General features: G+C 69.2%; 17 protein-coding genes and 1 tRNA gene. 14 read left to right on the top strand and 4 right to left on the bottom strand.

What is annotated here, in order from left to right:
- Positions 1–66: 66 nt before the first annotated feature.
- Positions 67–2991 carry a VIT domain-containing protein gene (locus tag E5S66_RS06200; RefSeq protein WP_171033487.1) on the top strand — a complete coding sequence of 975 codons (2925 nt, stop codon included), beginning with the start codon at positions 67–69 and terminating at the stop codon, positions 2989–2991.
- A 77-nt stretch (positions 2992–3068) separates the two neighbouring features.
- Here E5S66_RS06200 and E5S66_RS13910 read toward each other — a convergent pair whose 3' ends face one another.
- The 4 genes from E5S66_RS13910 to E5S66_RS06180 form a co-directional block, all read right to left on the bottom strand.
- Positions 3069–4709, bottom strand: coding sequence for a serine hydrolase (locus E5S66_RS13910; RefSeq protein ID WP_138348708.1), 1641 nt, complete (start codon positions 4707–4709; stop codon positions 3069–3071).
- Between the two features lie 82 nt (positions 4710–4791).
- Entirely contained in the window at positions 4792–6351 is a 1560-nt protein-coding gene (locus E5S66_RS06190; RefSeq protein WP_138348407.1) for a serine hydrolase, read from the bottom strand.
- Positions 6348–7601 (bottom strand): diaminopimelate decarboxylase, encoded by a 1254-nt coding sequence (lysA, locus tag E5S66_RS06185; protein WP_138348406.1) that lies wholly within the window; start codon positions 7599–7601, stop codon positions 6348–6350. The genes E5S66_RS06190 and lysA overlap by 4 nt, the downstream gene beginning before the upstream one ends.
- Positions 7602–7696: 95 nt before the next feature.
- Positions 7697–10702, bottom strand: a complete 3006-nt coding sequence (locus E5S66_RS06180; protein ID WP_138348405.1) for a TonB-dependent receptor — start codon at positions 10700–10702, stop codon at positions 7697–7699.
- A gap of 232 nt (positions 10703–10934) precedes the next feature.
- On the opposite strand from E5S66_RS06180, the gene E5S66_RS06175 reads away from it, so the two are divergent.
- The 13 genes from E5S66_RS06175 (at position 10935) to murB (ending at position 25628) form a co-directional block, all read left to right on the top strand.
- Positions 10935–12374, top strand: a complete 1440-nt coding sequence (locus E5S66_RS06175; protein ID WP_342777276.1) for a C40 family peptidase — start codon at positions 10935–10937, stop codon at positions 12372–12374.
- Positions 12371–13477, top strand: coding sequence for a dipeptide epimerase (locus E5S66_RS06170; protein ID WP_028839411.1), 1107 nt, complete (start codon positions 12371–12373; stop codon positions 13475–13477). Before E5S66_RS06175 ends, E5S66_RS06170 begins: the two co-directional genes overlap by 4 nt.
- Positions 13461–14336 (top strand): MurR/RpiR family transcriptional regulator, encoded by an 876-nt coding sequence (locus E5S66_RS06165; RefSeq protein ID WP_138348404.1) that lies wholly within the window; start codon positions 13461–13463, stop codon positions 14334–14336. Before E5S66_RS06170 ends, E5S66_RS06165 begins: the two co-directional genes overlap by 17 nt.
- Positions 14337–14439: 103 nt before the next feature.
- The gene (locus E5S66_RS06160) at positions 14440–15234 is read left to right on the top strand and encodes a L,D-transpeptidase family protein (RefSeq protein WP_138348706.1); all 795 of its coding nucleotides are present in this window, start codon (positions 14440–14442) and stop codon (positions 15232–15234) included.
- Entirely contained in the window at positions 15231–16487 is a 1257-nt protein-coding gene (locus E5S66_RS06155) for a dicarboxylate/amino acid:cation symporter (RefSeq protein WP_138348403.1), read from the top strand. The genes E5S66_RS06160 and E5S66_RS06155 overlap by 4 nt, the downstream gene beginning before the upstream one ends.
- 192 nt (positions 16488–16679) lie before the next feature.
- Positions 16680–19166 (top strand): bifunctional aspartate kinase/homoserine dehydrogenase I, encoded by a 2487-nt coding sequence (thrA, locus tag E5S66_RS06150; protein ID WP_138348402.1) that lies wholly within the window; start codon positions 16680–16682, stop codon positions 19164–19166.
- Positions 19163–20095, top strand: a complete 933-nt coding sequence (locus E5S66_RS06145; protein ID WP_138348401.1) for a homoserine kinase — start codon at positions 19163–19165, stop codon at positions 20093–20095. Before thrA ends, E5S66_RS06145 begins: the two co-directional genes overlap by 4 nt.
- Positions 20092–21384: a threonine synthase gene (thrC, locus tag E5S66_RS06140; RefSeq protein WP_138348400.1), complete on the top strand. Its 1293-nt coding sequence runs from the start codon at positions 20092–20094 to the stop codon at positions 21382–21384. The genes E5S66_RS06145 and thrC overlap by 4 nt, the downstream gene beginning before the upstream one ends.
- Before the next feature lie 95 nt (positions 21385–21479).
- Positions 21480–21556 (top strand) — tRNA-Arg (locus E5S66_RS06135).
- 115 nt (positions 21557–21671) lie between these two features.
- Entirely contained in the window at positions 21672–23204 is a 1533-nt protein-coding gene (gene amaB / locus E5S66_RS06130; RefSeq protein WP_138348399.1) for an L-piperidine-6-carboxylate dehydrogenase, read from the top strand.
- A gap of 9 nt (positions 23205–23213) precedes the next feature.
- On the top strand, positions 23214–23513 hold the full coding sequence (locus E5S66_RS06125) for a DUF4190 domain-containing protein (RefSeq protein ID WP_028839419.1): 300 nt from the start codon (positions 23214–23216) through the stop codon (positions 23511–23513).
- Positions 23514–23520: 7 nt separating this feature from the next.
- Complete coding sequence (locus E5S66_RS06120) at positions 23521–24576, top strand: quinone-dependent dihydroorotate dehydrogenase (RefSeq protein WP_138348398.1); 1056 nt, start codon at positions 23521–23523, stop codon at positions 24574–24576.
- The gene (gene murB / locus E5S66_RS06115) at positions 24573–25628 is read left to right on the top strand and encodes a UDP-N-acetylmuramate dehydrogenase (RefSeq protein WP_138348397.1); all 1056 of its coding nucleotides are present in this window, start codon (positions 24573–24575) and stop codon (positions 25626–25628) included. The genes E5S66_RS06120 and murB overlap by 4 nt, the downstream gene beginning before the upstream one ends.
- The last annotated feature ends 7 nt before the right edge of the window (positions 25629–25635 follow it).

Here is a 25635-nt window from a genome sequence, read left to right as displayed (position 1 = left end):
TTCGATGTGTTCGGCGCCTTCGCCATGCCCACCCAACCCGTCGGCCTCGCCAACAGGATCACACCAATGAACGCCGCCCTTCGCAATGCCTCCGTACTTCGCTGCGCCGCGTTCGCCTGCCTGCTGGTCGCCCCTGACGTTGCCGCGGCCGCCACGCCACCCAGGATCGAGGCCGACGACCAGGTACAGCTGACAGCCACCCGGGTGGAATGGACGCTGGACGGCCCTTTCGCCCTGCGCCGGATCGAGCTGATCATCCGCAATCCCCACGACCGACCGCTGGAGACCACCGTGCAGGTGCCGCTCGCCGGCAACGAACGCCTGCACGGGTATGCGCTGGACATCGAGGGTCAGCTGCGCGATGCGGTACCGGTGGAGCGGGTTCGCGCCCACGCCGCCTTCGAGGAAACCGTGCGCAACCGGGTGGACCCGGCGCTGGCGCAGAAGGATGCGGGCAACCGCTACGGCATCCGGGTGTTCCCGATCCCCGCCCACGGCGAACGCCGCCTGCGGCTGGATATCGCCAGCCTTGCCGCGCGCAAGGCCTGCGGTTGGCGCCATCGCCTCGACGCAGGCCTGCCGCTGGGTAGCCAACCGACGTCGCGCGTCACGGCCACGACCAAACCGGTATCCGCCGGCACCACGTTGCCTGGCTGGCATGCCGCGCAATCCGTGCATGCGGCCAGCTGGCAAGCAGCCGCCGCCAAGCCCGCGCCCAGCGCATGTCTCGCGGCGCCGACGACAGATGCCAGCTTCCATGCAAGGTTCGAGGACGGCCTGGAAATGCATTGGCTGGAAGTGCCCGCACGCCGTCCGGCGGCGGTGCCAACCCCGCCCGCAACCAGCCGCATCGAGGTGGTCTGGGATGCTTCCTACAGCACGCTCGGCAGCGACCGCACACCGGAACTCCAGCTGCTGGATCGCTACCTGCGCGGGCGCACCGTTGACGTCACCGTGAGCGTTGTGCATGAAACCGTGCAGCGGCGCCAGCTTCGCATCGACTCCGCGAGCGCACTGGCGAAGTTCCTCTCCACCTTGGCCGACGAACGACCCGACGGCGCCACCGCGCTGCCAGCCTGGCGCGCCGACCCGCGCGCCCGGCAGGTACTGCTTTTCAGCGATGGCGTCGCCACCTTGCCGGGCGCGGTGGATCCCGCCACCCGCGCACCGGTGTTCGTGATCGCCAAGGGCGTGGCGGATCCCGCCTTGGCCCGTTGGATCACGCACAGCGGCGGCCAGATACTCGACCTTGCGACGCTGACGCCCGACCAGGCCCTGCGCGCCCTGCGCCGCACGCCAACCCTGCAGGCGACGCTGGGCCCGCTGGATCGCAACTGGTACCTCGAGCAGTACGCGGTCGACGACGGCGCGCTCCGGGCCTGTCACGTGGCCCGGGCCGCGGGCGCCGCTCCACGCCTGCCGGTGATCCATGCCACGGCCTCCGGGCCTCGCGAGCAGGCGCACCGGGCGCTGCCCGCGCGCAACTCCGCACTGGCCGAATTCTGGTGCGCCACCTGGCAGGCCGAGGCGCTGGAAGCCCAGCCAGACCAGCACCGCGCCGCGCTGGCTGCACTGGGCGAACGCTTCGGCGTGGCCAATCGCGAGACCAGCCTGCTGGTGCTGGAAAGCGACGATGATTACGTCCGCTTCGGCATCCTGCCGCCGGCGGCGGACGTCGCCTTGCGCGACCGCATCCAGCGGCGGCGCGCCCAACTGGAGACCGAGAAATCCACCGCCTGGATGGAAAACCGGCGGGCGATCCAGCGCGGTTGGGAGGCGCGAACTGCGTGGTGGAACACCGTCTTCCCCAAGGACGATCCGCGTCCACGTTGGGCCGAACAACGCCGCCAGACGGAAGCCCAGCGCGCCCGCGAAGAGGCGGAGATGGCACGGGAGCGCCGGCCTGCACCGAGTCGGCTGGTCGGCGCCACCGCGGCAATGGCGGCGGATGCGGCGGCAGCACCTGCCTCGATGCCCACACCACCCTCGCCGCCCGCACCTGCACCGTCCGAACCGGATACACAGACGGGCGACATCGGCATCCAGCTGCAGGCCGTGACCATGGATTCGCCCTACGTGGCCGAACTGCGCGCCGCGCATGCGGCGGCGGCGCTCTACCACCGCTATCTGGACCTGCGCACGCAATACGGGCAAAGCCCGGCCTTCCACTTCGACGTAGCGCAGCGGCTGTTCGAGCTGGGCGATGCCGAGCGCGGTTGGCGGGTGCTCAGCAACCTTGTGGAGCTGATGCCGAACGACCCCGCCAGTCTGCGGCTGGTGGCTTACCGGCTGCAGGAAGCTGGCCTGCAGGAAACCGCCATTGCACTGCTGCGCAAGCTGCGCGAGCTCGCCCCGGACGAACCGCAGTCATTCCGCGACCTGGCGTTGGCACTGCGTGCGCCGGCAACCTGCGCCGAAGCGCTGGCCTTGCTGGACCACGTGGTGGATGCGCCGTGGTCGCCGCGCTTCGCGGACATCGGGGTGATTGCGCTGGCAGAGCGCAACGACCTGCGTACACGCTGCCCTGCTGCGACGATCACGACCGCTGGCGACCTGCTCGCGCAGCCTCTGCCGGTGGGCCTGCGCGCCGTGCTGCGCTGGGACCTCGACGACACCGACATCGACCTGCACGTGACCGATCCGAATGGCGAGGAGGTTTATTACAGCCATCGCCTCAGCTACCAGGGCGGCACCATCTCACGCGACTTCACCGCCGGCTACGGCCCCGAAGAGTTCATCCTGCGCAACCCCAAACCCGGCATCTACGAGGTGGCGGTGAACTACTACGGCAGCCGGCTGGCGAAGCTGACCCGCGGCGCCACCCTGAACCTGAGCCTGCAGACCGGCTTCGGCACCGCCGGCGCGCACGAGCAGACCGTCAACCTTCGCCTGCTGGAGCAGACCGGCAAGATAGTGGTGGGGCGTTTCATCGTGCACGCGGACGGCACGCTGGGGCTGACGCAGGCAGGCAGCGGCAAAACCTCGCCGTGAGCCTCCACCAGCCACCGCTCACCGTTCGGGCAGTGGCGGTGTTCCGTCTGCGCTGAAGTGCAGGCGGGCGCGCCCGCTCAATCGCGCAGGAACAGCGCGCCGATCTCCAGCGCGGTCCTGTACGGCTCGGGATCGTTGCGATTCGTCAACAGCACCACGGTGAGCTGCCGCGCCGGCCAGCGCACGATCACGTTGCGGAAGCCGATGGTTTCGCCGGAATGCCACCGGGTGTCGCCGGTGATGCGCCAACCGAAGCCGTAGTGTGCGTCGAAACCCTCGCCCACCACCTTCACGTGCGGGGCGAACGCCAGCGCGCGCGAGGCGTCCGACAACAGGCGGTCGTCGTACAGCGCCGCGTCCCAGCGCGCCAGGTCGTCGATGCTCGAATAGATGCCGCCATCGCCCAGCACCGCGCTGGTCGAACTCTGGTCGGTGCGCTGCCATCTTTCGACAGGCGCGGCGCCGCTGGTTTCGCTGTGGCCGAAGGCCCGGTGCGGCACCTCCGGCCCGCCGGCCACGTAGGCCAGGCTGCCTTGCATGCCAAGCGGCTGGAAAATCCGGCTGCGCAGGAAGTCCGGGTAGGCCATGCCCGAGGCGCGCTCCACGACCAGCGCCAGCAGCGCATAGCCGCTGTTGCTGTAGCGGTAGGCGCTGCCCGGCGCGAAGTACAGGCGGTTTTCCTTTTCCAGCAACGCCAGCACCCCGGCGTCGCGGATCTGCCCGTCGTACGGCTCCTGCATCAGGTCTTCGTAGTCCACCAGCCCGGAGGTGTGGGTGAGCAGCTGGCGCAAAGTGATCGCGGCGGCGGCGTCCGGCAGCGTCGGCAGCGTCGGCAGCCACTTGCGCGCCGGATCGTCGATGGACAGCCTGCCGTCCTGCGCCAGCAGCAGGATGGCGGCGGCGGTGAACTGCTTGCTGATCGAGGCCAGCCGGTAGGCGGTGGCCGGGCCGGCTTCGATGTCGCGCGCCAGGTCGGCGCGGCCGTAACCGCGCGCCACCACCGCCGCGCCGTCCTTCAGCACCAGCAGGGAAGCGCCGGGCGCTTCGCCCTCATAGCGTTGCATCAGCGCATCGATGGCGGCGTCGCGGGTCGGGGGCGCGGTCACGGGCACGTCGTAATACCGGTCGGGGGAAGGTTCGGGATCGAGGCGGAAGTGCCACCACTCCTCGGGCAGGTTGGCGAAACCCTCGGCCGCCATCGCGTCGCGCAGCCGGTGGCGGTTGGCGCGCTGGGCGGGGCTGGCCTCGGGACTGTCGGTATTGGCAAGGGTGCCGAAGAAATCGAAGGCGGTGCCCATGTCCAGCGGTGTGCAGGCCGCGCCCTGGGCATCGCACTGCAGCAGGGTCAGGTCGACCGTGCCGCCGCGGCTGTGCCCGGAGACTGGTGCGATGTAGACGCCGCGCAGCTGAGGCTTGTCGAGGTCCGGATAGAACTCGGCCTTGGTGCGGGTATCGGCCGCATCGTCCATCCAGCGCACGAACTGCGCCACCGCACGCGCCGGGCGGTAGCAGTCGTACACGCGCAGGCGCTGGTGCTGCTTGCGCAGCGACGCCTCGACCCGCGCCAGTGCCTGCGCGGTTTCGCGCTTGAGCCAGCAGCGCGGCGCCAGGTAGCCGTCGATGGGCACGCCGACGAAGTTGTGGCTGCCGGCATATCTGATTTCCTGGGACAGGTCCGGCACCAGCGTGCGGATGTCCACCAAGCCGGCCTCGTCCATGCTGCGCGCGGGCGACAGCACCGGCGCTTCGCCGGCATGCAGCGGCGCGACGCAGGCCAGCAGGGCCGCCAGCAGCAACGCCCTACTCACAGCCGCGCTCCCGCACGAAGGCCAGGTCCTCGTAATCGGAACTGAAATCGCCGTCGGGATTGAACTTGGCCATGCGCAGCCGGGCCTTGCCGCCCTCGCGGGAGAATGCCAGCCACGCGTCTTCGTCCACGGCCTCGTCGTCCCAGACCAGCAGGTGACGGCCGTCCAGGCGGCCGATCCGGCCGTGCATCTTCGGCGACTTGGCCGCGCGCCATTCCACCGCCTCGCCGACCGCGCAGATCCGCACCTCGCCGAACCACGGGTCGCGCCAGACGCCCAGCCATTCGCGCAGCTCGCTCGCGGAAACCGGCTGGCGCCGGGCAATGTCGGGCAGCGCGGCCTTGGGCGCCGCGGCCGGCGGCGGCGTGGCCAGCACGTCGGCGTAGCCGTCCACGCCCAGGGATTTCCCCGGCGCGGTGAACAGCTTCAGCAGCGCGGTGCCGAGCACGGTGCGGGCGCTGCCGCCGTCACCATTGATCATGAACACGAAGCCGGAACGGCGGTCCGGCAACAGCATCATCATCGAATACATGCCGCCCAGCGTGCCGGTGTGCGAGACCGTCCACTCGCCGTCCACGTCGGCCAGGCGGAAGCCGTAGGCATAGGCGTAGTAATGGGTATCGTCCCACTGCCGCTTGAGGCGCGAGATCGGCATCGGCGTGCGCGCCTTCCACATCTCCGCGCGCTGCGCCTCGCCCAGCCACGCCTCCTGCGCCGCGGTCGGCGCCAACCAGCTGTTGGCCCAGATGAGCATGTCGTCCAGCGTGCAGCGGATGCCGCCGGCTGGCGCGGAAGCAATCGCGGGGATGATGTCGGCATCGCCGCGGGTACGCACGACCTGGTCGCCATCGCGGCCGTGCGGCTGCGCCACGCTGCCGGCATCCTTCAGGGCGAACTCACCCAGCCGGCAGCCGGACAATCCCAGCGGGGCGAACAGCTCGCGCCGCACCAGTTCCTCGTAGGAGGCGCCGCCTGCCGCGGCAGCCACCTGCCCCGCCACCACGTACAGCAGGTTGTCGTAGGCATAGCCGGCGCGGAAGCCGTAGGCCGGCCTGATGTGGCGCAGCCCGCGCACGATGTCGTCGCGGGTGAAAAGATTGGGTTCCGGCCACAGCATCAGGTCGCCGCCTCCTTCGGGCAGGCCGCTGTTGTGCACCAGCAGGTCGCTGACCGTCATGTGCGCGGTAACCCACGGGTCATGCATCGCGAACGCCGGCAGGTGCTTCACCACCGGGTCATCCCACTGCAACTTGCCCTGCTGCACCAGCCGCGCCAGCACCGCCGCGGTCATCGCCTTGCTGTTGGAGGCGATCTTGAACAGGGTCTTGTCCGTCACCGGATCGCCGCTGCCATGCACGGTCTCGCCGTAACCACGGGCGAAGACCACCCTGCCGTCTTCGATCACGCCCACCGCGATGCCCGGCAGCCGGTAGCGGGCGATGACCTGGCGCACGGTGGCGTCGATTGCCTGCGGGTCCGGCCCTGCCGGCGCTGCGGCGGATCCGACGACCGGCAGCAGCAGGGCCAGCAGCAGGACAAGGGCGGGCTTCATGCGCTTTTCCATTCGTTCGCGGGGCGTTCGTCGGCGATCATCGCATCGAAATCCTGGCGCTTGCGGATCAGCGCGTAGCGGCCATCCTCCACCAGCACTTCCGCCGCCAGCGGGCGCGAGTTGTAGGTCGAGGCCATCGACGCGCCATAGGCGCCCGCGCCGAGAATGGCGACCAGGTCGCCGGCATCGCAGCGCGGCATGTCGCGCTGCCGGGCGAAGGTGTCGCCGGTTTCGCAGACCGGCCCGACCACGTCGTAGGCCACGCGCTCGCGGCCGACATCGCCACCGACCCGCACGATGTCATGCCAGGCCTCGTACAGGCTGGGCCGCAGCAGGTCGTTCATGCCCGCGTCCAGCACCAGGAAGCGACGCGCGCGGCCCTGTTTTTCCAGTACCACGCGGGTCAGCAGCAGCCCGGCTTCGGCCACCAGCCAGCGTCCGGGCTCCACCAGAATGCGCCCACCGAAGCCGGCCAGTGCTTCGCGGATCGCGGCCGCGTACTCGGCTGCGTCCGGCGCCACTTCGCCATCGCGGTAACGCACGCCAAGGCCACCACCCACGTCAATACTGGCGATGGCGTGGCCGGCGGCTTCCAGCTCGCGCCAGAACGCGGCCATCCGCTGCAGCGCCTCGCGCACCGGCTGCAGGCTCAGCAGCTGCGAGCCGATGTGCATGTGCAGTCCATCCAGGCGCAGGTTCGGCCACTGCGCGGCGCCATCGAACCACGCCCGCGCCTCGTCCGTCGGCACGCCGAACTTGTTCTCCGCCTTGCCGGTGGAAATCTTGGCGTGGGTCAGCGCGTCCACGTCCGGATTGATCCGCACCGAAGCGACCGCGGTGCATCCGCGTGCGGCGGCAATGCGCTGGATCGCATCAAGCTCCGCGCGCGATTCCACGTTGAAGCGACCGATGCCCGCGGCCAGCGCCGCGTCGATCTCCACGTCGGTCTTGCCGACCCCGGAAAACACGATGTCGGCCGCAGCGATGCCGGCACGCAGCGCACGCTGAAGCTCCCCGCCGGAAACGATGTCGGCGCCCGCGCCTTCGGCTGCCAGCAACTGCAGGATGGCGCCGTTGCCGTTGGCCTTGACCGCATAGCGGATGCCGGCATCCAGGCCCGCCAGCGCATCGCGCAATGCGCGAACGCGCCCGCGGATCGCCGGCGCCGAATACACGTACAGCGGCGTGCCCTCGCGCGCGGCCAGCGCCACCAGTGCCACGCCATCGACCGTGCCCGTTGTCGCATCCATCCAGCGCACTTCCGTTCCGTTCAAAAAAAATGGCGGCCCGGCTAGGGCCGCCTCCAGGGGGAACCGCAAAACTGCATCAATGTCCGATCAAGGGATCAGAAGTTGTAGGTCACGACGAGATTCATGTAGCGCGGCGACTGCCAGACGGTGGCCTGCCCGAAGTAGGGCATCACCACGCCGGGGGTACTTTCGTGGCGCGAATGCACGTTGATGGCGGTCTGGTTGTTCAGCAGGTTGTAGACGGAGAAACGCGCCTTCAGGTCGACACCTTCCACTGGAAGCGTCCAGGTCACGTTCGCGTTCAGATCAGTGACCCAGGGCATGCGACCAAATGCTCCGCGCTCCGAATAGGTCAACTGCCGCGTCGCCCACTTGGAGCAGTCGTTGCTGGCGGACTGCTCACACAGCCAACCCGAGCCACCGCCGCTGAACTCGCCAGAACCACCCGCCGCCCGATTGTCGTTGGGCCAGACCACGCCGAACGCGGTGATCGGACCGCCCGAACGCGCCGACAAGGTGGCACCAAAACTCCACATGTCGTTCAGCTTGAAGCTGCCACGCAGCTTGATCTGGTGGCGGAAGTCGTTGAACAGCACGCCGTAGCGCTCGTTCACCGCCGGGTGATCGTAGTACTGCACTAGGTTGGTGTCGGCATAGCCGGTATCGGAGTTCACCGGCCCTTCAATATTGCCCTCGCTCCTGGACCAGAGATAGCTGGCGTTGAACGCCCACTTGTCATCCCACGCACGGTCGAGCTGGAACTCCACCGCCTTGTAGGTGCGCTTGGGCTTCTTGTAGCCCATGATCGCGCCGCTGCCCAATGCCTTGTAGCCATCCTCGGAGCTGTCGAAGGTCACCCAATCATTGGTGGTGGGACACCACAACGTGTTGGTCTCGCCCGGATTGATGATCGGCCAGTCACCGGAATACCAGGGGCAGCCTTCCACATGATTGATGCGAACGTCTTCCACAGAGCGCGTCATCCGCCGGTAGGTGGCATTGACGCCGTACGACCACGCCGGGTTGATGGCGCGCTGGAACCCGAGGATGAACTCGTCCTGGAACACCATCTTCAGGTCCCGCGCCACGGCAGTGCGGAAGTCCTGCGGTGCCGGGACGTTGCCGTTGGTATTGATGCCGCCGATCTGCGCGCCGAGGATCGGCAGCAGATAGGTGCCTGCCACCGGATGCTGCATCTGCTGCCAGCCGTCAAGCACGTAGTAGGTGTGTTCGTCGGTGGTGCCGGCGAAGTAGTCAGGCAGCTTGTTGGTCAGCGGCAGGTAGTAGCGACCGGCGTTGCCGAACACTTTGGTCGAACCATCGCCCATCACATCCCAGCTGAAGCCCAGGCGCGGGGAAAGCATGTCGGAGAAGTCCGCCTTGGCGAAGGTCACGCCCGAGGCGTATTTGTTGTGGAACTTGTCGGCGCGCAGCCCCAGGCTCAACAACAGATTGGGGGTCACGTTCCAGTTGTCTTCCAGGTAAAGCGCTTCCGCCTCGGTGGTGACCGGCGTCCCGGTGAGGTAGCGACGTGCATCCACGATTGCGGTGGTCCCCGCAGGAATGACGGTGCCATTGAGTGCGCTGCCTGCCGTAGCACCTTGCACCTGGTAACTGCGGCCGTCACCGGGATAGCGCACCGAACTGCTTGAGTCCATCACCTCGCGGTCAACTCCGAATCGCAGCAGATGGTCGCCCAGCGCCCACTCGAAATCCAACCGGGCCGCCTCGCGCCTGTCAAAACGCGTGCCGATACTGCTTTCGGTCGGGTGGCAACCTTCCGGCGTGGTTTCCGCACCGAACTTCGCGGTATAGGTGCTTGAACGCGTCACGATGCTGCAATCGGCATCCTGGGTGCTGCTGTTCGCGGCACTGCGCTTGTTCACGCCGTACATCGCCTTGGCGGTGAAGTTGTCAGTGAAGTGGCCGGTATAGGTCAGCGACCAGTTCTTGCCGCCGGAGTTCGCGATGCTGTCACCCTTCAGGCTGTCCAGCGTTTCGGTCTCCCATGTGTACCGGTAAACGTCGGTTGCCGAGTCGGCCTTGTCGGAAAACGCCAGCAGTTCCAGCAAGTGGTCGTCATTGATGTGCCAGTCCAGCTTGCCGCCCCAGAATCCATTGCCCCGGCGAGTGAGCCAGGCTCCGGTGGCGTCGTAATCCTTGGAGTTGTTGTCGCGCTTTTCGTACATCGCGAAGAAGAACAGCTTGTCCTGCACGATCGGACCGGAAGCCCATACGTTGGTCTTGAACAACGGATTGGTGTCACGGCTGGTGCGGTTGCGCTCGTCGAGCGTGCCGTCGGAATGGAAGTGATCCTTTCTTTCCGCGGCCCAGTCCGCCGGCTCCAGCGTCACCTCCATGCCAGCCTTGAAGTCGTTGCCGCCGGAGCGCGTTACCGCGTTGATGACACCGCCGGTGCTGCGTCCGAACTCGGCCGAGTAGCCGCCGGTCTTGACCTGGAATTCTTGGTAGAACGCGAACGGCACCGAAGAGAACCCTTGGCGCCGATAGGGGTCGGTCACGTTCAGGCCATTGATGTACGCGGCGTTTTCGGCCACCGATGAGCCACCAAAAGTCAGCCCTCCGAAGGTGGCGCCCGACGCCACCACGCCCGGCGCCAGCAGCGCCACCGCACCGATGCTCTGGTCAACTGGCATCCGCGATAGCTCCTCGCGGGTCACATTGGTGGCGGTCTCGGTGGAATACACGTCCACTCGATTGACTACCCGCGAACCGACCACTTGCACCGCATCGATGTTGGTCAGGTTGCCTTCGTTGCCGAGATTGACCGTGGTGGTACCGCCCAGCGACACGTTCACCGACAACGACTGGCCCACATCCTGCCCACCGCGTTTGACCTGCAGGCTGTAGTCGCCCACCGGCAGCTGGCTGACGCGGTAACTGCCGTCGCTGTTCACGGTCACCGTGCGGCTGGCGCCGGTGGCGTTGTTGACCAGCACCACCTGGTCGCCAGCGCTGGCGCGCCCCGCCACGGCACCGGTGGCGCTCTGCGCGAAGACCGGCGAGGCTGCCAGCGATGTCAGGCACAGGCCCATCGCGATACTGAGTACGGACTTGCGCAAATTGCGGGTGCTGCTCATAACCTCTCCCCGGTCGATGATTGAGTTGTTCTGGTGCCGCGGCGCGCGGGATTCCCGCTCCTCGCCCGCCGCCGGCAGCGACTGTCGTGGCTGTGTAACACGCTGGGAAAATATGGTCAATAATTTATTCTTGGCGTATAACAATCACGAATCAGATATTCCGCAGTGCACAATCCGCAACACCGCCCGCAGTGCCTTCACCCGGCTGCGTGCTCCACCTGAAGGAGTCGGAATGACACCCACGCGATCCCCGCGCGCCGGCATGCCGGCCGTACGCCTGCTGGCGCTGGCGCTGGCATTGGCAGCCCTGCCCGGCACCGGCATGGCGCGCACGCCGCAGGCCAACCCACTGCCGGTGCCTGCGCACGGCGTCGTCGGCGTCGCGGACGCCCAGCTCACCCCGGATTTCTGGATCGCCCGCGCCAAGGCGCCGGACGCACTGCTGCTGGCGCGCGCCGCCATCGACGCCCGCAACGCGCGGCTGCTGCGCGAAGACACCTCGATGCACGACCTGTCCGCGCTGCCGGCCACGCTGGCGCGCGCGCAGGTTACCGGCTGGATCACCGACCTGGCCTCGCCGCCAACCCGCGCCCTGTGGGACGAGGCCGGCCAGCCGGTGGCGAAGGCGACGCTCGACGCCATCGTCGCCAACCGCGCGCTTGACGCCGTCCCCGCCAGCCAGCCGACCCGCTTCGGCATGGCCGTCCATCGCGCCTCGCTGCGCGCGTTTCCCACCGCGCTGCGGGTGTTCAACAGCGACGACGACGCCGACATCGACCGTTTCCAGGAAAGCGCGCTGTTCCCGGGCGATGCGGTGGTGATCGCGCATGCCAGCGGCGACGGCAAATGGCTGTTCGTGGTCAGCCCGCGCTACGCCGCGTGGGTGGAAGCCGATGTCATCGCCGCGGGCAGCCGCGACGCCGTGCTGGGCTACGGCCAGCGCGCGCCCTACCGGGTGATCACCGGCGCCAAGCCGCGCACCGTGTTCACCCGCGAGGAGCCGCGTCTGTCGGAACTGCAGCTGGACATGGGCACGCGCGTGCCGCTGGCGCAGGCCGCGGCGGACCAGCCGGTCAACGGTCAGCACCCCTACACCGCGTGGACGCTGGAGCTGCCGGTGCGCAACGCCGACGGCGGCTTGGCGTTCGCGCCGGCGCTGCTGCCGCGCATCGAGGACAGCCGCGCCGACTACCTGCCGCTGACCCGCGCCAACCTGATCCGGCAGGCGTTCAAGTTCCTTGGCGAGCGCTACGGCTGGGGCCATGCCTACAACGCGCGCGACTGCAGCGGCTTCGTCTCCGATGTCTACCGCAGCATGGGCGTGCAGCTGCCGCGCAACACCAGCGCGCAGGCGGTCAGCCCGGTGTTCGCGCGCACGCATTTCGAGGCGGGCGATACGCGCGAGACGCGCATGGCCGCGGTCCGGGCGCTGGAGGTGGGCGACCTGATCTACATTCCCGGTCACGTGATGATGTACATCGGCGACATCGACGGCATGCCCTACGTGATCCACGACACCAACGGCGGCACCGTGCTGGGCGCGGACGGCAAGCCGCATTCGCTGCGCCTCAATGGCGTTTCGGTCACTCCGCTGCTGCCGCTGCGCTTCGGCAAGGACCACGACTACGTCGACCGCATCACCAACATCGTCAAGGTGGCAGCCGCCCAATGAAGATCACTGACATCCGCTTCGGCATGCTGCGCGTGCCGCTGAAAACCCCGTTCAAGACCGCGCTGCGCACCGTCGAGCAGGTGGAGGACGTGGTGGTGATGGTGCACACCGACGATGGCCACGTCGGCTACGGCAGCGCGCCCGCCACCGCGGTCATCACCGGCGACACCCACGGCTCCATCGTCGAGGCGGTGCGCCACTACATCGCGCCGCGCCTGATCGGCCACGAGATCGCCAACCTCAACCACCTCACCCACCTGGTGCAGGGCGCGATGGAGAAGAACACCAGCGCCAAGGCGGCGGTGGAGATCGCCCTGTACGACCTGTGGGGCCAGCTGTACCGCGCGCCGATCTACCAGCTGCTGGGCGGCGGCGACCCGGCCATCACCACCGACATCACCATCAGCGTGGACTACATCGACAAGATGGTGGCGGACTCGCTGGCGGCGGTGGAGCGCGGCTTCGAGTCGCTGAAGATCAAGGTAGGCAAGGACATCGGCGTGGACATCGAGCGCACCAAGGCGATCCATGCCGCGGTGGAAGGCCGTGCCCTGCTGCGGCTGGATGCCAACCAGGGCTGGACCGCCAAGCAGGCGGTGTATGCGCTGCAGACGCTGGAAGACGCCGGGGTCAAGCTCGAGCTGGTCGAACAGCCGGTCAAGGCGCACGACCTGGCCGGGCTGCGCTACGTCACCGAGCGCGTGCACACGCCGGTGATGGCAGACGAAAGCGTGTTCGGCCCGCGCGAAGTGGTGGAGCTGATCCGCATGCGCGCCGCCGACATCGTCAACATCAAGCTGATGAAGACCGGCGGGATTTCCAACGCGGTCAAGATCGCCGATATTTGCAGCCTGTACGGGATCGACTGCATGATCGGCTGCATGCTGGAATCCAGTATTGGCGTCGCCGCCGCCGTGCATCTGGCGGTGGCGAAATCGGACGTGATCAGCAAGGTGGACCTCGACGGACCATCGCTGTGCCGCTTCGACCCGGTGCAGAGCGGCGTGATATTCAACGAATCGGAGATCAGCGTGACCGATGCACCCGGCCTTGGCATCCGCCACATCGAAGGCCTCGCGCCCGCGCATGACCTGGCCGCCTGAGGCGATCCCGGTGGGCACGGCGCTGGTCAAGATCCGCTCCGAGCGCGACCGCATGTCGGCGATCGAGCGGCGCATCGCCGACTTCATCGTCGAGAACGCCCAGCTGATGCGCGACTACTCCTCGCAGCACCTGGCCAACGCGCTGGGCATCAGCCAGTCCAGCGTGGTCAAGTTCTGCCAGAAGCTGGGCTTCAAGGGCTATCCGGACCTGAAGCTGGCGATCAACGAGGCGGTGATCCGCGCCGACAGCAACGGCAGCGCGCAGCCGCAGCCGCAGGATGCCTCGCAAGCCGCCGCGCAGGGCTACGGCCTGTGGCTGCGCAAGTCGGAGGCCGAAGAAGCCACCCGCCTGATCAACCCGCCCGGCACCCTGACCGCCGTCGCCGAGGCGATCGGGCGCGCCCGCACCGTGTTCATCATCGGCCAGGGCGAAGACGACCTGCACGCGCGCACGCTGGCGCTGCGGCTGGCGCAGCTGGGCATCCTCACCGTGCACAACTTCGACGCCGCACACATGACCGCCAGCCTGTCCGCGGCCAGGCCGGACGACGTGTTGCTGGCGTTCTCCGAGCACGGCCAGCAGCCCGTGCTGGGTCAACTGGCGCGGCACATGCGCAGCCAGCGCGGCAAGGTGGTCACCATCACCCGCCACAGCGCCAACGCCCTGCGCGCGCAGGCCGACCTGGCGATGCTGGTGTCCGCGCACGACGAGCGTACGCACATCGAACCCCTGCTCTACCACTCGGCCATGCAGCACCTGCTCGACCGGCTGTTCATCCGCCTGTACGAGGCCGACGGCGCGCGCCGCACCCGCTTGCAGGAAACGCTGGAGCGCATCCAGCCGCTGCTGGATCCGTGATGGCCCGGGCTCGTCTTGCACCAGCGATGACGGCATTCCCGCGCAGCCGGAAACCTCCGGCAAAAGCCCGCTACGATTCCACAATTTCCCGGACCCCATGACGATGCCGATCCGCCGCACCGCCACCGCCCTGCTCGCCCTGTCGCTTGCCGCCTGCGCCCATCGCAGCGCACTCCCCTCCGCAGATGCGCGCAACTGGGCGGACGCGCAGCAGATGGTGCTGGTGACCTCCGCCGACTGGGACGCCCCCGGCGGCGAGTTGCGCCGCTTCGAACGCAACGGCGAGGGCGACGGCTGGAAGCAGATCGGCGAAGCGGTGCCGGTGACCCTGGGCCGCAACGGCAGCGGCTGGGGCCTCGGCCTGAATCCGCAGCGCGGCGACGGCCCGGTCAAGCGCGAGGGCGACGGCAAGGCGCCGGCCGGCGTGTTCGCCATCGGCACCGCGTTCGGCTACGCCGACAGCGCGAACACCGGGCTGCGCTACCAGGCGATGACGACCAATGACTGGTGCATCGACGTGCCGGCCTCGAACTACTACAACAGGATCATCGACCGCAGCACGGTCAAGGCACCGTACCTCGACCAGTCCAGCGAGCCGATGCGCCGCGATATCCATGTCGACGGCGACCAGCGCTATCGCGAAGGCTTCGTGATCGAACACAACCAGGGCGGCGCGGCGCGCCAGGGCGGCAGCTGCATCTTCGCCCACCTGTGGAAGGCGCCGGGCGAAGCGACCGCCGGCTGCACGGCGATGGCGCCGGCCAGCATGGACGCGCTGCTGGCGTGGCTGGATGCGCGCCGCAAGCCGGTGTTCGTGCTGTTGCCGATGGCGCAGTACGCGGCGCTGAAGCAGGACTGGAAGCTGCCGGAAGTCGCGACCCCGGAGGCCCGCCCGTGAGCCAGACTGCGCGCGTCCTCACCGGCCTCGTCGCCGGCATCGTCTTCGGCATCCTGCTGGCGTGGCTGGCACCGGACACCGGCCTGCGGATCGCCGCCGTGGTCGAGCCGTTCGGCAAGCTCTGGCTCAACGCGCTGCAGATGACCGTGGTGCCGCTGGTGTTCGCGCTGGTGGTGGTGGGCATCAACCAGGCCAGCGACGCCGCCCATTCCGGGCGGGTGGCGCGGCAAGCCATCGTCAGCTTCGTGGTGCTGCTGGCCGCCGCCGCGGCGATGACCGCGGTGCTGGCGCCGCTGGCGCTGTCGATGCTGCAGCCCGATCCGGCCGTCGCCGCCGCGCTGCGTGGCCATGCGCAGGACATCGCGCCCCCCGCCGGCGGCTGGGCCGAGGCGCTGGTGGCGCTGGTGCCCAGCAACGCCGTCTCCGCCGCCGCGGCGTCGGCGATGTTGCCGCTGGTGACGTTCGCCCTGTTCTTCGGCTTCGCGCTCACGCGCCTCGCGCCGGAGCCGCGCGCGCAGGTGGTGGGCCTGCTGAAGGCGATCAGCGACGCCATGATCGTGATCGTGCACTGGGTGCTGTGGGCCGCGCCATTGGGCATCTTCGCGCTGGTGCTGGCGCTGACCGCGCGCGCCGGCCTGGGCATGTTGCAGGCGCTGGGCATCTACATCCTGCTGGAGTGCGCGCTGTACGTGCTGGCGGTGGTGCTGCTCATCGCGGTGGCGGTCACCGTGGGCAAGCGCCGCTTCCGCCACTTCATGGCCGGGCTGGTGCCGGTGCAGGCGGTCGCTGCCAGCACCCAGTCGTCGTTGGCGACGCTGCCGGCCATGCTGGACAGCGCGCAGAACCGGCTGGGCATCCCCGCCCGCGTGTCCGGGCTGGTGCTGCCGATGGCGGTCTCGCTGTTCCGCATCACCTCGCCGATCCAGTACATCGCCACCGCCTGCTTCATCGCCTGGGCGCTGGGCGTGGACCTGACGGCGGCACAGCTGGCCACGGGCGTTGCGCTCAGCGTGCTGGTCAGCATGGGCTCGGTGGGCCTGCCCGGCCAGGCGATCTTCCTCGCCACCAACCTGCCGATCACCCAAGCCATGGGCCTGCCGATTGCCGCGCTGCCGGTACTGATGGCGGTCGATGCCATCCCCGACGTGCTGGCGACGGTGGGCAACGTCACCGGCGACATGACCGCCACGGCGGTGGTGGCGGCGCGCAGCGGCGAGCCGGAGCGATCGGTTCCATCCGAAACCGCCGCTTGACAATTTTCGTTGCAGTGCAGCAGAGTCGACCCATGTCCCGCCGCATGACCACCACCACGACCATTACCACCGGTACCACGCCGGTGCGGTCGGTCATGCCTGGATAACCATCCCAGACACACGGCCCCCGCAGCGAAGAGGCGGGGCGCGAATCCCGACTCGACGCGACGCGGGGCTTCCACCGGAGGCTCCATGGATTCGTCGCAACCCGCACCGCCAAAACCCGTTTGCCGCGCACACAAGTTCGGCGGCAGTTCGCTGGCCGATGCCGGGCGTATCCGCCATGTCGCCGGCCTGCTGCTGGCCGATGGCGCTGCGCGACAGATCGCCGTCACCTCGGCGATGCACGGCACCACCAACGCACTGGTGGCACTGGGTGAAGCCGCCACCGGCGGCGGTGGCTGGCAGGAAGGGCTGGCCGCCCTGCGCCAGCGCCACCGCGACACCGCGCGGGAACTCCTGACGCAGCCCGAAGCAGTGCTGGCGCGGATCGACGCGCTCTGCGGCGAGCTGGCCGAGCTGCTGCAGGCCACCTCGTTGCTGCGCCAGCCGGGCCGCACTGCGCTGGAGCGCATCCACGGCATGGGCGAAGTGCTCTCGACGTCGCTGCTGCATGCGCACCTGCTGGAACGCGGCGGCGACTACGCCCTGCTCGACGCGCGCGAGGTGCTGGTGGTTCGCCATACCGACCTCGGCGCGGTGGTCGACTGGGATGCCAGCGCGGCGCTGCTGGCCGACTGGCGCGCGCGCCACCCGCAGGCGCGTGTCAACGTGACCGGCTATGTCGCCCGCGACGAACACGGCCTGCCCACCACGCTGGGCCGCAACGGCAGCGACTACTCCGCGGCGATCTTCGCCAGCCTGTTCGAGGCCGACGAGCTGCATATCTGGAGCGATGTCGACGGCGTGCTGTCGGCCGATCCGCGGATCGTGCCGGAAGCGGTACCGCTGACCGCGATGAGCTATCGCGAGGCCTGCGAGCTGGCCTACTTCGGCGCCAAGGTCATCCACCCGCAGACGATGACGCCGGCCATCGCGCGCGGCCTGCCGATCCTGATGCGCAACACCTTCCATCCCGATTTCCCCGGCACCCGCATCGACGCCGATGGCGACCGCAGCGCCGCCGGCCCGGTGAAGGGACTCACGCTGGGTGGCGAGTTGGCGCTGGTGTGCCTGGAAGGCGCCGGCCTGATCGGCGTGCCCGGCACCGCCGAGCGCGTGTTCGCCGCGCTGCATGCCGCGCACATCTCGGTGGTGATGATCTCGCAGGGCAGCTCCGAGCATTCGATCTGCTGCGTCGTCCACCAGCGCGAAGCCGCCCTCGCGCGCGACGCGCTGCGCGAGGCGTTCGCCCGCGAACTGGCCGGGGCACAGGTGCAGGGCGTGACGATGCTGGCCGGCGTCAGCGTGCTGGCCGCGGTGGGCGACGGCATGGCCGGCACGCCGGGCGTGGCGGCGCGCATGTTCGATGCGCTGGCGCGCGCGCGGGTCAACATCCGCGCGATCGCGCAGGGCGCCTCCGAGCGCAACATCTCGGTGGCGATCGACTCCAATGATGCCGCCCGCGCGCTGCGCGCGGTGCACGCCGCGTTCTGGCTGTCGCCGCAGACCATTGCGCTGGCGGTGATCGGCCCCGGCAAGGTCGGCAGCGCCCTGCTCGACCAGCTGCAGGCGGCGCTGCCGCGGCTGCGCGAGCGCCACAACATCGACCTGCGCCTGCGCGCGCTGGCCAGCCGCAACTCGCTGTGGCTGTGCGAACACGGCGACGAAGCCGACTGGCGCGCGCGCATGCAGGCCGCACCGTCCGCGGACGGCCTCGATCTGCTGGCCACACACCTGCTGGACGCGCACCTGCCCCACGCCGTGGTCATCGACTGCAGCGCCAGCGACACCGTCGCGCAGCGCTACCCCGGCTGGCTGGCCGCCGGCATCCACGTCATCACCCCGAACAAGCAGGCCGGCGCCGGGCCGCTGGAGCGCTATGAAGCAATCCGCGCGGCGAAGGCGAAAAGCGGCGCGCGCTTCCGCTACGAAGCCACCGTCGGCGCCGGCCTGCCGGTGATCTCCACCCTGCGCGACCTGCTGGATACCGGCGACGAACTGCTGGCCATCGACGGCATCTTCTCCGGCACGCTGGCCTGGCTGTTCAACATGTTCGACGGCAGCAAGCCCTTCTCCACGCTGGTGCGCGAGGCGCATGCGCTGGGCTATACCGAACCCGACCCGCGCGACGATCTCTCGGGCACCGACGTGGCGCGCAAGCTGGTGATCCTGGCGCGCGAATCCGGCATGCCGCTGTCACTGGCCGACGTGCAGGTGGAAAGCCTGGTGCCCGAAGCCCTGCGCGGCGCCGACCGCGACGCCTTCATGGCCGGGCTGGAAACGCTGGACGCGCCGATGCGGGCGCGCTTGGAGGCCGCCCGCTCCAACGGCTGCGTGCTTCGATATGTCGCGCGGTTGGAGCGTGATGGCAAGGCGTCCGTTGCGCTGCGCGAGCTTCCCGCCGACCATGCCTTCGCCCACCTGCGCCTGACGGACAACTGCGTGTCGTTCACCACCCGCCGCTACTGCGACAACCCGTTGGTCGTTCAAGGCCCCGGCGCCGGGCCGGAGGTCACCGCCGCGGGCGTGTTCTCCGACCTGTTGCGGCTGGCCGCGGCGCTGGGAGCCAGGCTGTGAGCGCCGCGCGACGCGAAGCGCGGGCCTTCGCGCCCGGCTCGGTCGGCAATGTCGGCGTCGGCTTCGATGTACTCGGCCACAGCATCGCCGGCATCGGCGATGTCGCCACGGTACGCCGCATCGAGGAGCCGACGGTGCGGATCAAAGAAATCCGCGGCACGGTCACCGACCTGCCGCTGGAGGCCGCGCGCAACACGGCCGGGATGGCGCTGATCGCGCTGCGCGAGGCGTTGGCGCTGCCGTACGGCTTCGAGATCGGGATCGACAAGGGCATCCCGCTGGGCTCCGGGCTGGGCGGCTCGGCCGCGTCCTGCGTGGCCGCGCTGGTGGCGGCGAACGCGTTGCTGGAGGCGCCGCTGTCGCCGCACGCCCTGTATCCGCACGCGCTGGCCGGCGAGGCCGTGGCCAGCGGCGGCCGCCACGGCGACAACGTCGGGCCGATGCTGCTGGGCGGGTTGGTGCTGGCCACCGAGGATCGACTGACCAAGGTCCACGTGCCGGCCAGCTGGCACGCCGCGGTGGTGCATCCGCATGCCGTGCTGGAAACCCGCCGCGCACGCGAAGCGCTGGCCGGTGCCTATGCGCTGCAGGAATTCGTGGCGCAGAGCGCGAACCTGGCGCAGGTGCTGCTGGGCTGCGAACGTGGCGACGCGTCGCTGGTGCGGGCCGGCCTTTCGGACGTGCTGGTGGAACCGCGCCGCGCGCCGCTGATCGCGGGCTTCGCGGCGGTGAAGCAGGCCGCGCTGGATGCCGATGCCATGGGCGCCAGCATTTCCGGCGCGGGGCCCAGCGTGTTCGCCTGGTGCGAAGACGCGGCCAGCGCTCAGCGCGCGGGCGCGGCGATGCAGGCCGCCTTTGCCGCCGCCGGCATCGACAGCGATCTGCTTCTCACCGCCATCGCCGGACCGGCCGCACGGGTGCTGGCATGAACGCATACAGCACGCGCGGCCGCGCGCCACTTGTTTCGATCGCGGATGCCATCGCCGCCGGCCTCGCGCCGGACGGCGGCCTGTACATGCCCGAAACATGGCCATCGCTCTCGCTCGCCCAGTTCGATGGGGCGGACACGCTGGCCGACATCGCCACCCGCTTCCTCGTCCCGTTCTTCGCCGGCGGCGCGCTGGAATCCGCCCTGCCCCGCATCTGCGGCGACGCGTTCGCCATCGAGCCGCCGCTGGTGGATTTCGGCAAGCGCGGCGACTTCCTGCTGGAGCTGTTCCACGGGCCCACCGCCGCGTTCAAGGACTACGGCGCAGCCTTTCTGGCCGGTTGCCTGGCGGCGCTGCCGCGCGGCGACAAGCCCTTGACGATCGTGGTGGCCACCTCCGGCGACACCGGCGCAGCGGTGGCCGCCGCCTTCGACGGCCGGCCCGGGTTCCGCGTCGCCATCCTCTATCCCGATGGCCGCGTCTCCCCGCGGCAGGCGCACCAGCTGGGCTGCTTCGGCGACAACATCCGCGCGTTCCGCGTGGACGGCAGCTTCGACGACTGCCAGCGCCTTGCCAAGACCCTGCTCGCCGATGCCGCCTACCGCGCCGAGGTGCCGCTGGGCTCGGCCAACAGCATCAGCCTGGGCCGGCTGCTGCCGCAGGCGGCCTATTACGCGCACGCAGCCCTGCAGCACTGGCGCAGCACCGGTCGCACGCTGAACTTCGTGGTGCCCACCGGCAACCTCGGCAATGCGCTGGCCTGCCTGCTGGCCAAGCGCATGGGCCTGCCGATCGGCGAACTGGTGCTGGCCAGCAATGCCAACACCGTGCTGCCGGACTTCTTCGCCGGCGGCGACTACGCGCCGCAGCCCAGCATCGCCACCCTGGCCAACGCGATGGACGTGGGCGCGCCCAGCAACTTCGAGCGCCTGCAGTACCTGTATCCGGACGACGCCGAACTGCGCGCCACCCTGCGCGCCGAAGCGGTGAGCGATGCGCAGATCCGCGCCGCCATCGTCCGCATCCACAACGAACGCGGCCAGGTGATCTGCCCGCACACGGCGTGTGCCGCCGAGGTGCTGGACCGCCTGCGCACGCGTGGCGCGCAGGGCGACTGGGCCGCCGTCGCCACCGCCCATCCGGCCAAGTTTCCGGAAGTGGTCGAACCGCTGCTGGGCGAGACCATCGTCCCGCCACCGGCGCTGGCGGCGATGCTGCAACGGCCCAGCCACGCGCAGACGCTGGGCAACGATGTGGCGCTGCTGAAGCAACGCCTGCGAAACGCGTGAGCACAATCGGCAATGCGACCAATCCATGCGGACGAATCAGCAGAATTACCGGCGGACTGGCGAATTCCTCCGCGATTGCGATAATGGCCGGTCAAGGCCCCGTAGCTCAGCTGGATAGAGCGTCCCCCTCCTAAGGGGAAGGTCGCCCGTTCGAATCGGGCCGGGGTCACCAGGGAACGGGAACATGGAGCAGCGCGGCGCGAGTGGGGATTTCCCACGGGCGTTCGTCCTCCCATGGATTCCCGAAATCCCACCCACTTCGTCAAACCCGCATCCCGGAGCCTGCCATGTCCCATCCCGTCCTCACCGCGCTCGGCCTTGCCGCCGTCGAATCCGGCACCTATCTCGGCAACGGCGAATGGTCGAAGACCACCGATGCCGGCGTGATCGAGCCGGTCAACCCGTCCAACGGCGAGGTGCTGGGCCGCGTGCACGCCTCCTCGCAGGCCGACTACGACCTGATCGTCGAGCGCGCGCAGGCCGCCTACAAGGTGTGGCGCACCACCCCGGCGCCGCGCCGTGGCGAGGCGATCCGCCTGTGCGCCGACGCGCTGCGCGCCCACAAGGACGCACTGGGTTCCCTGGTCGCGCTGGAGATGGGCAAGTCGAAGCCGGAAGGCGACGGCGAAGTGCAGGAAATGATCGACATCGGCGAATTCGCCGTGGGCCTGTCGCGCCAGCTGTACGGCCTGACCATGCACAGCGAACGCCCCGGCCACCGCATGTACGAGCAGTGGCACCCGATCGGCCTGGTGGGAATCATCAGCGCGTTCAACTTCCCGGTCGCGGTGTGGGCATGGAACAGCTTCGTCGCGGCGGTGTGCGGCGATATCTGCATCTGGAAGCCCTCGCCCAAGACCCCGCTGTCGGCGATCGCCAGCATGAAGATCTGCAACGAGGCGCTGCGCAAGGGCGGCTTCCCCGACATCTTCTTCCTGTTCAACGACGCCGGCAGCGATCTGGCCCAGGCGTTCGTGGACGACAAGCGCATCCCGCTGATCAGCTTCACCGGCAGCACCAAGGTCGGGCGCATGGTCGGCGAGCGCTGCGCGCGCCGGATGGGCCGCAGCCTGCTGGAGCTGGGCGGCAACAACGCGATCATCCTCGATGAAACCGCCGACCTGAAGCTGGCGATCCCCGGCATCGTGTTCGGTGCGGTCGGCACCGCCGGCCAGCGCTGCACCACCACCCGCCGCCTGATCGTGCACGAAGCCGTGTACGACGACGTGCTGGCCAAGCTCATCACCGCCTACAAACAGGTGGAAGGCAAGATCGGCGATCCCACCGACCCGGCCAACCTGATGGGCCCGCTCAACAGCAAGGACGCGGTGGACGCCTACCTCGACGCCGTCGCCAAGGCCAAGGCCGCCGGCGGCAAGGTGGAAACCGGCGGCGCGGCGATCGACCGCGCCGGCAACTTCGTCCTGCCCACCATCGTCACCGGGCTGACCAACGACGCCGAGATCGTCCAGCACGAGACCTTCGCGCCGATCCTCTACGTGATGAAGTACAAGGATCTCGACGAAGCCATCGAGATGCAGAACGCGGTGCCGCAGGGCCTGAGCTCGTCGATCTTCACCACCAACCTCAAGCGCGCCGAAGCGTTCCTGTCCGCGGCCGGCAGCGACTGCGGCATTGCCAACGTCAACATCGGCACCAGCGGCGCCGAGATCGGCGGTGCGTTCGGTGGCGAGAAGGAAACCGGCGGCGGTCGCGAGTCCGGTTCCGACGCGTGGAAGGCCTACATGCGCCGGCAAACGAATACCATCAACTATTCCGACTCACTGCCGCTGGCGCAGGGCATCAAGTTCGACCTCTGAGGATCGCCAATGAATGCACCCATCCGCCAGACCAGCACGCTCGCCGTGGTGAGCCTTGTCTTCGGCATCCTCGGCTGGACCCTGCTGCCGTTCCTCGGCAGCCTGGTCGCGGTGGTCTGCGGCCACATGGCGCGGGGCGAGATCCGCCGCGCGCAGGGCAACCTGGAGGGCGACGGCATGGCCGTCGCCGGACTGGTGCTGGGCTACATCGTGATCGGGTTGAGCCTGCTGGCAGTGCTGGCGGCGATCCTGTTCTTCGGCGGACTGGCCGCGCTGATCGGCCTGGCCGGCATGAACGGATCGTTCTGACCGGCACGTGTACGGACTGACCCGCCCGCTGCTGTTCGCCTTCGACGCCGAGCGCGCGCACGGCCTCGGCCTGGCCTCGCTGGAGGCGGCCTACCGCTGCGGCCTGTCTTCGCTGCTGGCGACGCCGCCCAAGCCGCTGCCAACCAAGGCGCTGGGGCTGACCTTTCCAAACCCGGTGGGCCTTGCCGCCGGGTTGGACAAGAACGGCGCGCATATCGATGCGCTGCTGGCGCTGGGTTTCGGCTTCGTCGAAGTGGGCACGGTCACGCCGCTGCCGCAGCCTGGCAATCCGCGCCCGCGGATGTTCCGGCTGCCGCAGCAGCAGGCGGTCATCAACCGCCTCGGCTTCAACAACCAGGGCGTGGACGTGCTGGTGCGCAACGTCGAACGGGCGCAGCGCAAGACCGGTCTGCTGGGCATCAACATCGGCAAGAACAAGGACACCCCGAACGAGGACGCAGTGGCCGACTACATGGTCTGCCTGCGCCGGGTGTACCCGCTGGCCGACTACGTGACGGTCAACATTTCCTCGCCCAATACCGCCGGCCTGCGCGAGCTGCAGGAAGAGCAGGCCCTGCGCAAGCTGGTCGGCACCCTGCGCGACGAGCAGGAAAAGCTGGCCGTGCGCCACGGCAAGCGGGTGCCGTTGCTGGTGAAGATCGCCCCCGACCTGTCGGAAAACGACATCGATGCCGCCGCCCGCGTGCTGGGCGACCTGGCGGTGGATGGCGTGATCGCCACCAACACCACGATCTCGCGCGAAGGCGTCGAGGGGTCGCGCCACGCGCAGCAGGCCGGCGGCCTGTCCGGCGCGCCGCTGATGGGCCAGGCCACTACCGTGCTGCGGATGCTGCGCACGCGCCTGCCCGACACCATCCCGCTGATCGGCGTGGGCGGCATCCTGCACGGCGCCGACGCCGCCACCAAGCAGGCGGCCGGCGCACTGCTGGTGCAGACCTATACCGGCCTGGTTTACCGCGGCCCGGCGCTGATCGAGGAGTGCGTGGACGCGCTGCGTCGGCGCAAGGAAGCCCCCAGCCGCGGCACCCTGCCACCCGAATGAACGTCGCCCGCGGCAACGGCTATCGCATTGCCGAAAACGCCCGGCTCGACGCGCGCAACACCTTTGGCGTGCGCGCCACCGCGTCGATGCTGGTGGAAGCCACCGACGCCGCGGCGCTGCCGGAGTTGTTCGGCTACGCGATGCTGCGCGACGCATCCACGCTGGTGCTGGGCGGCGGCAGCAACCTGCTGCTTGCCGGCGATCCGCCGGGTGCGGTGCTGGCGCTGGACACCCGCCGCATCGACATGGTCGAAGACGACGGCACGCGCGCCATCGTCCGCGCCGATGCAGGCGTGGGCTGGCACGACTTCGTGCTGTGGACGCTGGGCCACGGCCTAGCCGGGCTGGAAAACCTGGCCCTGATCCCCGGCACCGTCGGCGCCGCGCCGATCCAGAACATCGGTGCCTACGGCGTGGAGGCGTGCGAACACGTGCACGCGGTGGAAGCCTTCGACCGCGACGGCGGCGGCTTCGTGCGGCTGGCCGCGGCCGACTGCGCCTTCGCCTACCGCGACTCGCTGTTCAAGCATGTGCCCGACCGCTACGTGGTGAGCGCAGTGGAGTTCTCGCTGTCACGCACATTCCAGCCGCGGCTGGGTTATGCCGGCATCGAGGACGAGCTGCGCGCGATGGGTGTCGACGGCAGCCCGCGCGCCGCGCAGGTGGCCGAGGCGGTGATCCGCATCCGCCGCCGCAAGCTGCCGGACCCGGCCGTGGTCGGCAATGCCGGCAGCTTCTTCAAGAACCCGATCGTGCCGGCCGCGCAGGCCGAAGCACTGCTGGCGGCGCATCCGGCGCTGCCGATGTTCCGCGGCGCGGACGCGGATTCGCGCAAGCTCTCCGCCGCCTGGTTGATCGACCGGTGCGGCTGGAAGGGCCATCGCGACGGCGACGCCGGCGTGTCCGCCGAGCACGCACTGGTGCTGGTCAACCACGGCCAGGCAAGCGGGTTGGAGCTGCTGGCGCTGGCGCGCAGGATCGCCGAATCCGTGCAGCTGCGCTTTGGTGTGGCGATCGAGCCGGAGCCACGGATTATCGGGGCGACCTGGTGACGACACC

Source organism: Thermomonas fusca, from assembly GCF_005862345.1.
Lineage (GTDB): Bacteria > Pseudomonadota > Gammaproteobacteria > Xanthomonadales > Xanthomonadaceae > Thermomonas > Thermomonas fusca.
The sequence above is the reverse complement of the archived record's forward strand: the minus strand, read 5'-3'. Positions and strand labels throughout refer to the sequence as shown.

Excerpts from the sequence above, each read along its gene's own strand:
- E5S66_RS06200 (WP_171033487.1), top strand. The coding sequence starts at position 67 with ATGAACGCCGCCCTTCGCAATGCCTCCGTACTTCGCTGCGCCGCGTTC.
- E5S66_RS13910 (WP_138348708.1), bottom strand. The coding sequence starts at position 4,709 with ATGGACGAGGCCGGCTTGGTGGACATCCGCACGCTGGTGCCGGACCTG.
- E5S66_RS06190 (WP_138348407.1), bottom strand. The coding sequence starts at position 6,351 with ATGAAGCCCGCCCTTGTCCTGCTGCTGGCCCTGCTGCTGCCGGTCGTC.
- lysA (WP_138348406.1), bottom strand. The coding sequence starts at position 7,601 with ATGGATGCGACAACGGGCACGGTCGATGGCGTGGCACTGGTGGCGCTG.
- E5S66_RS06180 (WP_138348405.1), bottom strand. The coding sequence starts at position 10,702 with ATGAGCAGCACCCGCAATTTGCGCAAGTCCGTACTCAGTATCGCGATG.
- E5S66_RS06175 (WP_342777276.1), top strand. The coding sequence starts at position 10,935 with ATGACACCCACGCGATCCCCGCGCGCCGGCATGCCGGCCGTACGCCTG.
- E5S66_RS06170 (WP_028839411.1), top strand. The coding sequence starts at position 12,371 with ATGAAGATCACTGACATCCGCTTCGGCATGCTGCGCGTGCCGCTGAAA.
- E5S66_RS06165 (WP_138348404.1), top strand. The coding sequence starts at position 13,461 with ATGACCTGGCCGCCTGAGGCGATCCCGGTGGGCACGGCGCTGGTCAAG.
- E5S66_RS06160 (WP_138348706.1), top strand. The coding sequence starts at position 14,440 with ATGCCGATCCGCCGCACCGCCACCGCCCTGCTCGCCCTGTCGCTTGCC.
- thrA (WP_138348402.1), top strand. The coding sequence starts at position 16,680 with ATGGATTCGTCGCAACCCGCACCGCCAAAACCCGTTTGCCGCGCACAC.
- thrC (WP_138348400.1), top strand. The coding sequence starts at position 20,092 with ATGAACGCATACAGCACGCGCGGCCGCGCGCCACTTGTTTCGATCGCG.
- amaB (WP_138348399.1), top strand. The coding sequence starts at position 21,672 with ATGTCCCATCCCGTCCTCACCGCGCTCGGCCTTGCCGCCGTCGAATCC.
- E5S66_RS06125 (WP_028839419.1), top strand. The coding sequence starts at position 23,214 with ATGAATGCACCCATCCGCCAGACCAGCACGCTCGCCGTGGTGAGCCTT.
- murB (WP_138348397.1), top strand. The coding sequence starts at position 24,573 with ATGAACGTCGCCCGCGGCAACGGCTATCGCATTGCCGAAAACGCCCGG.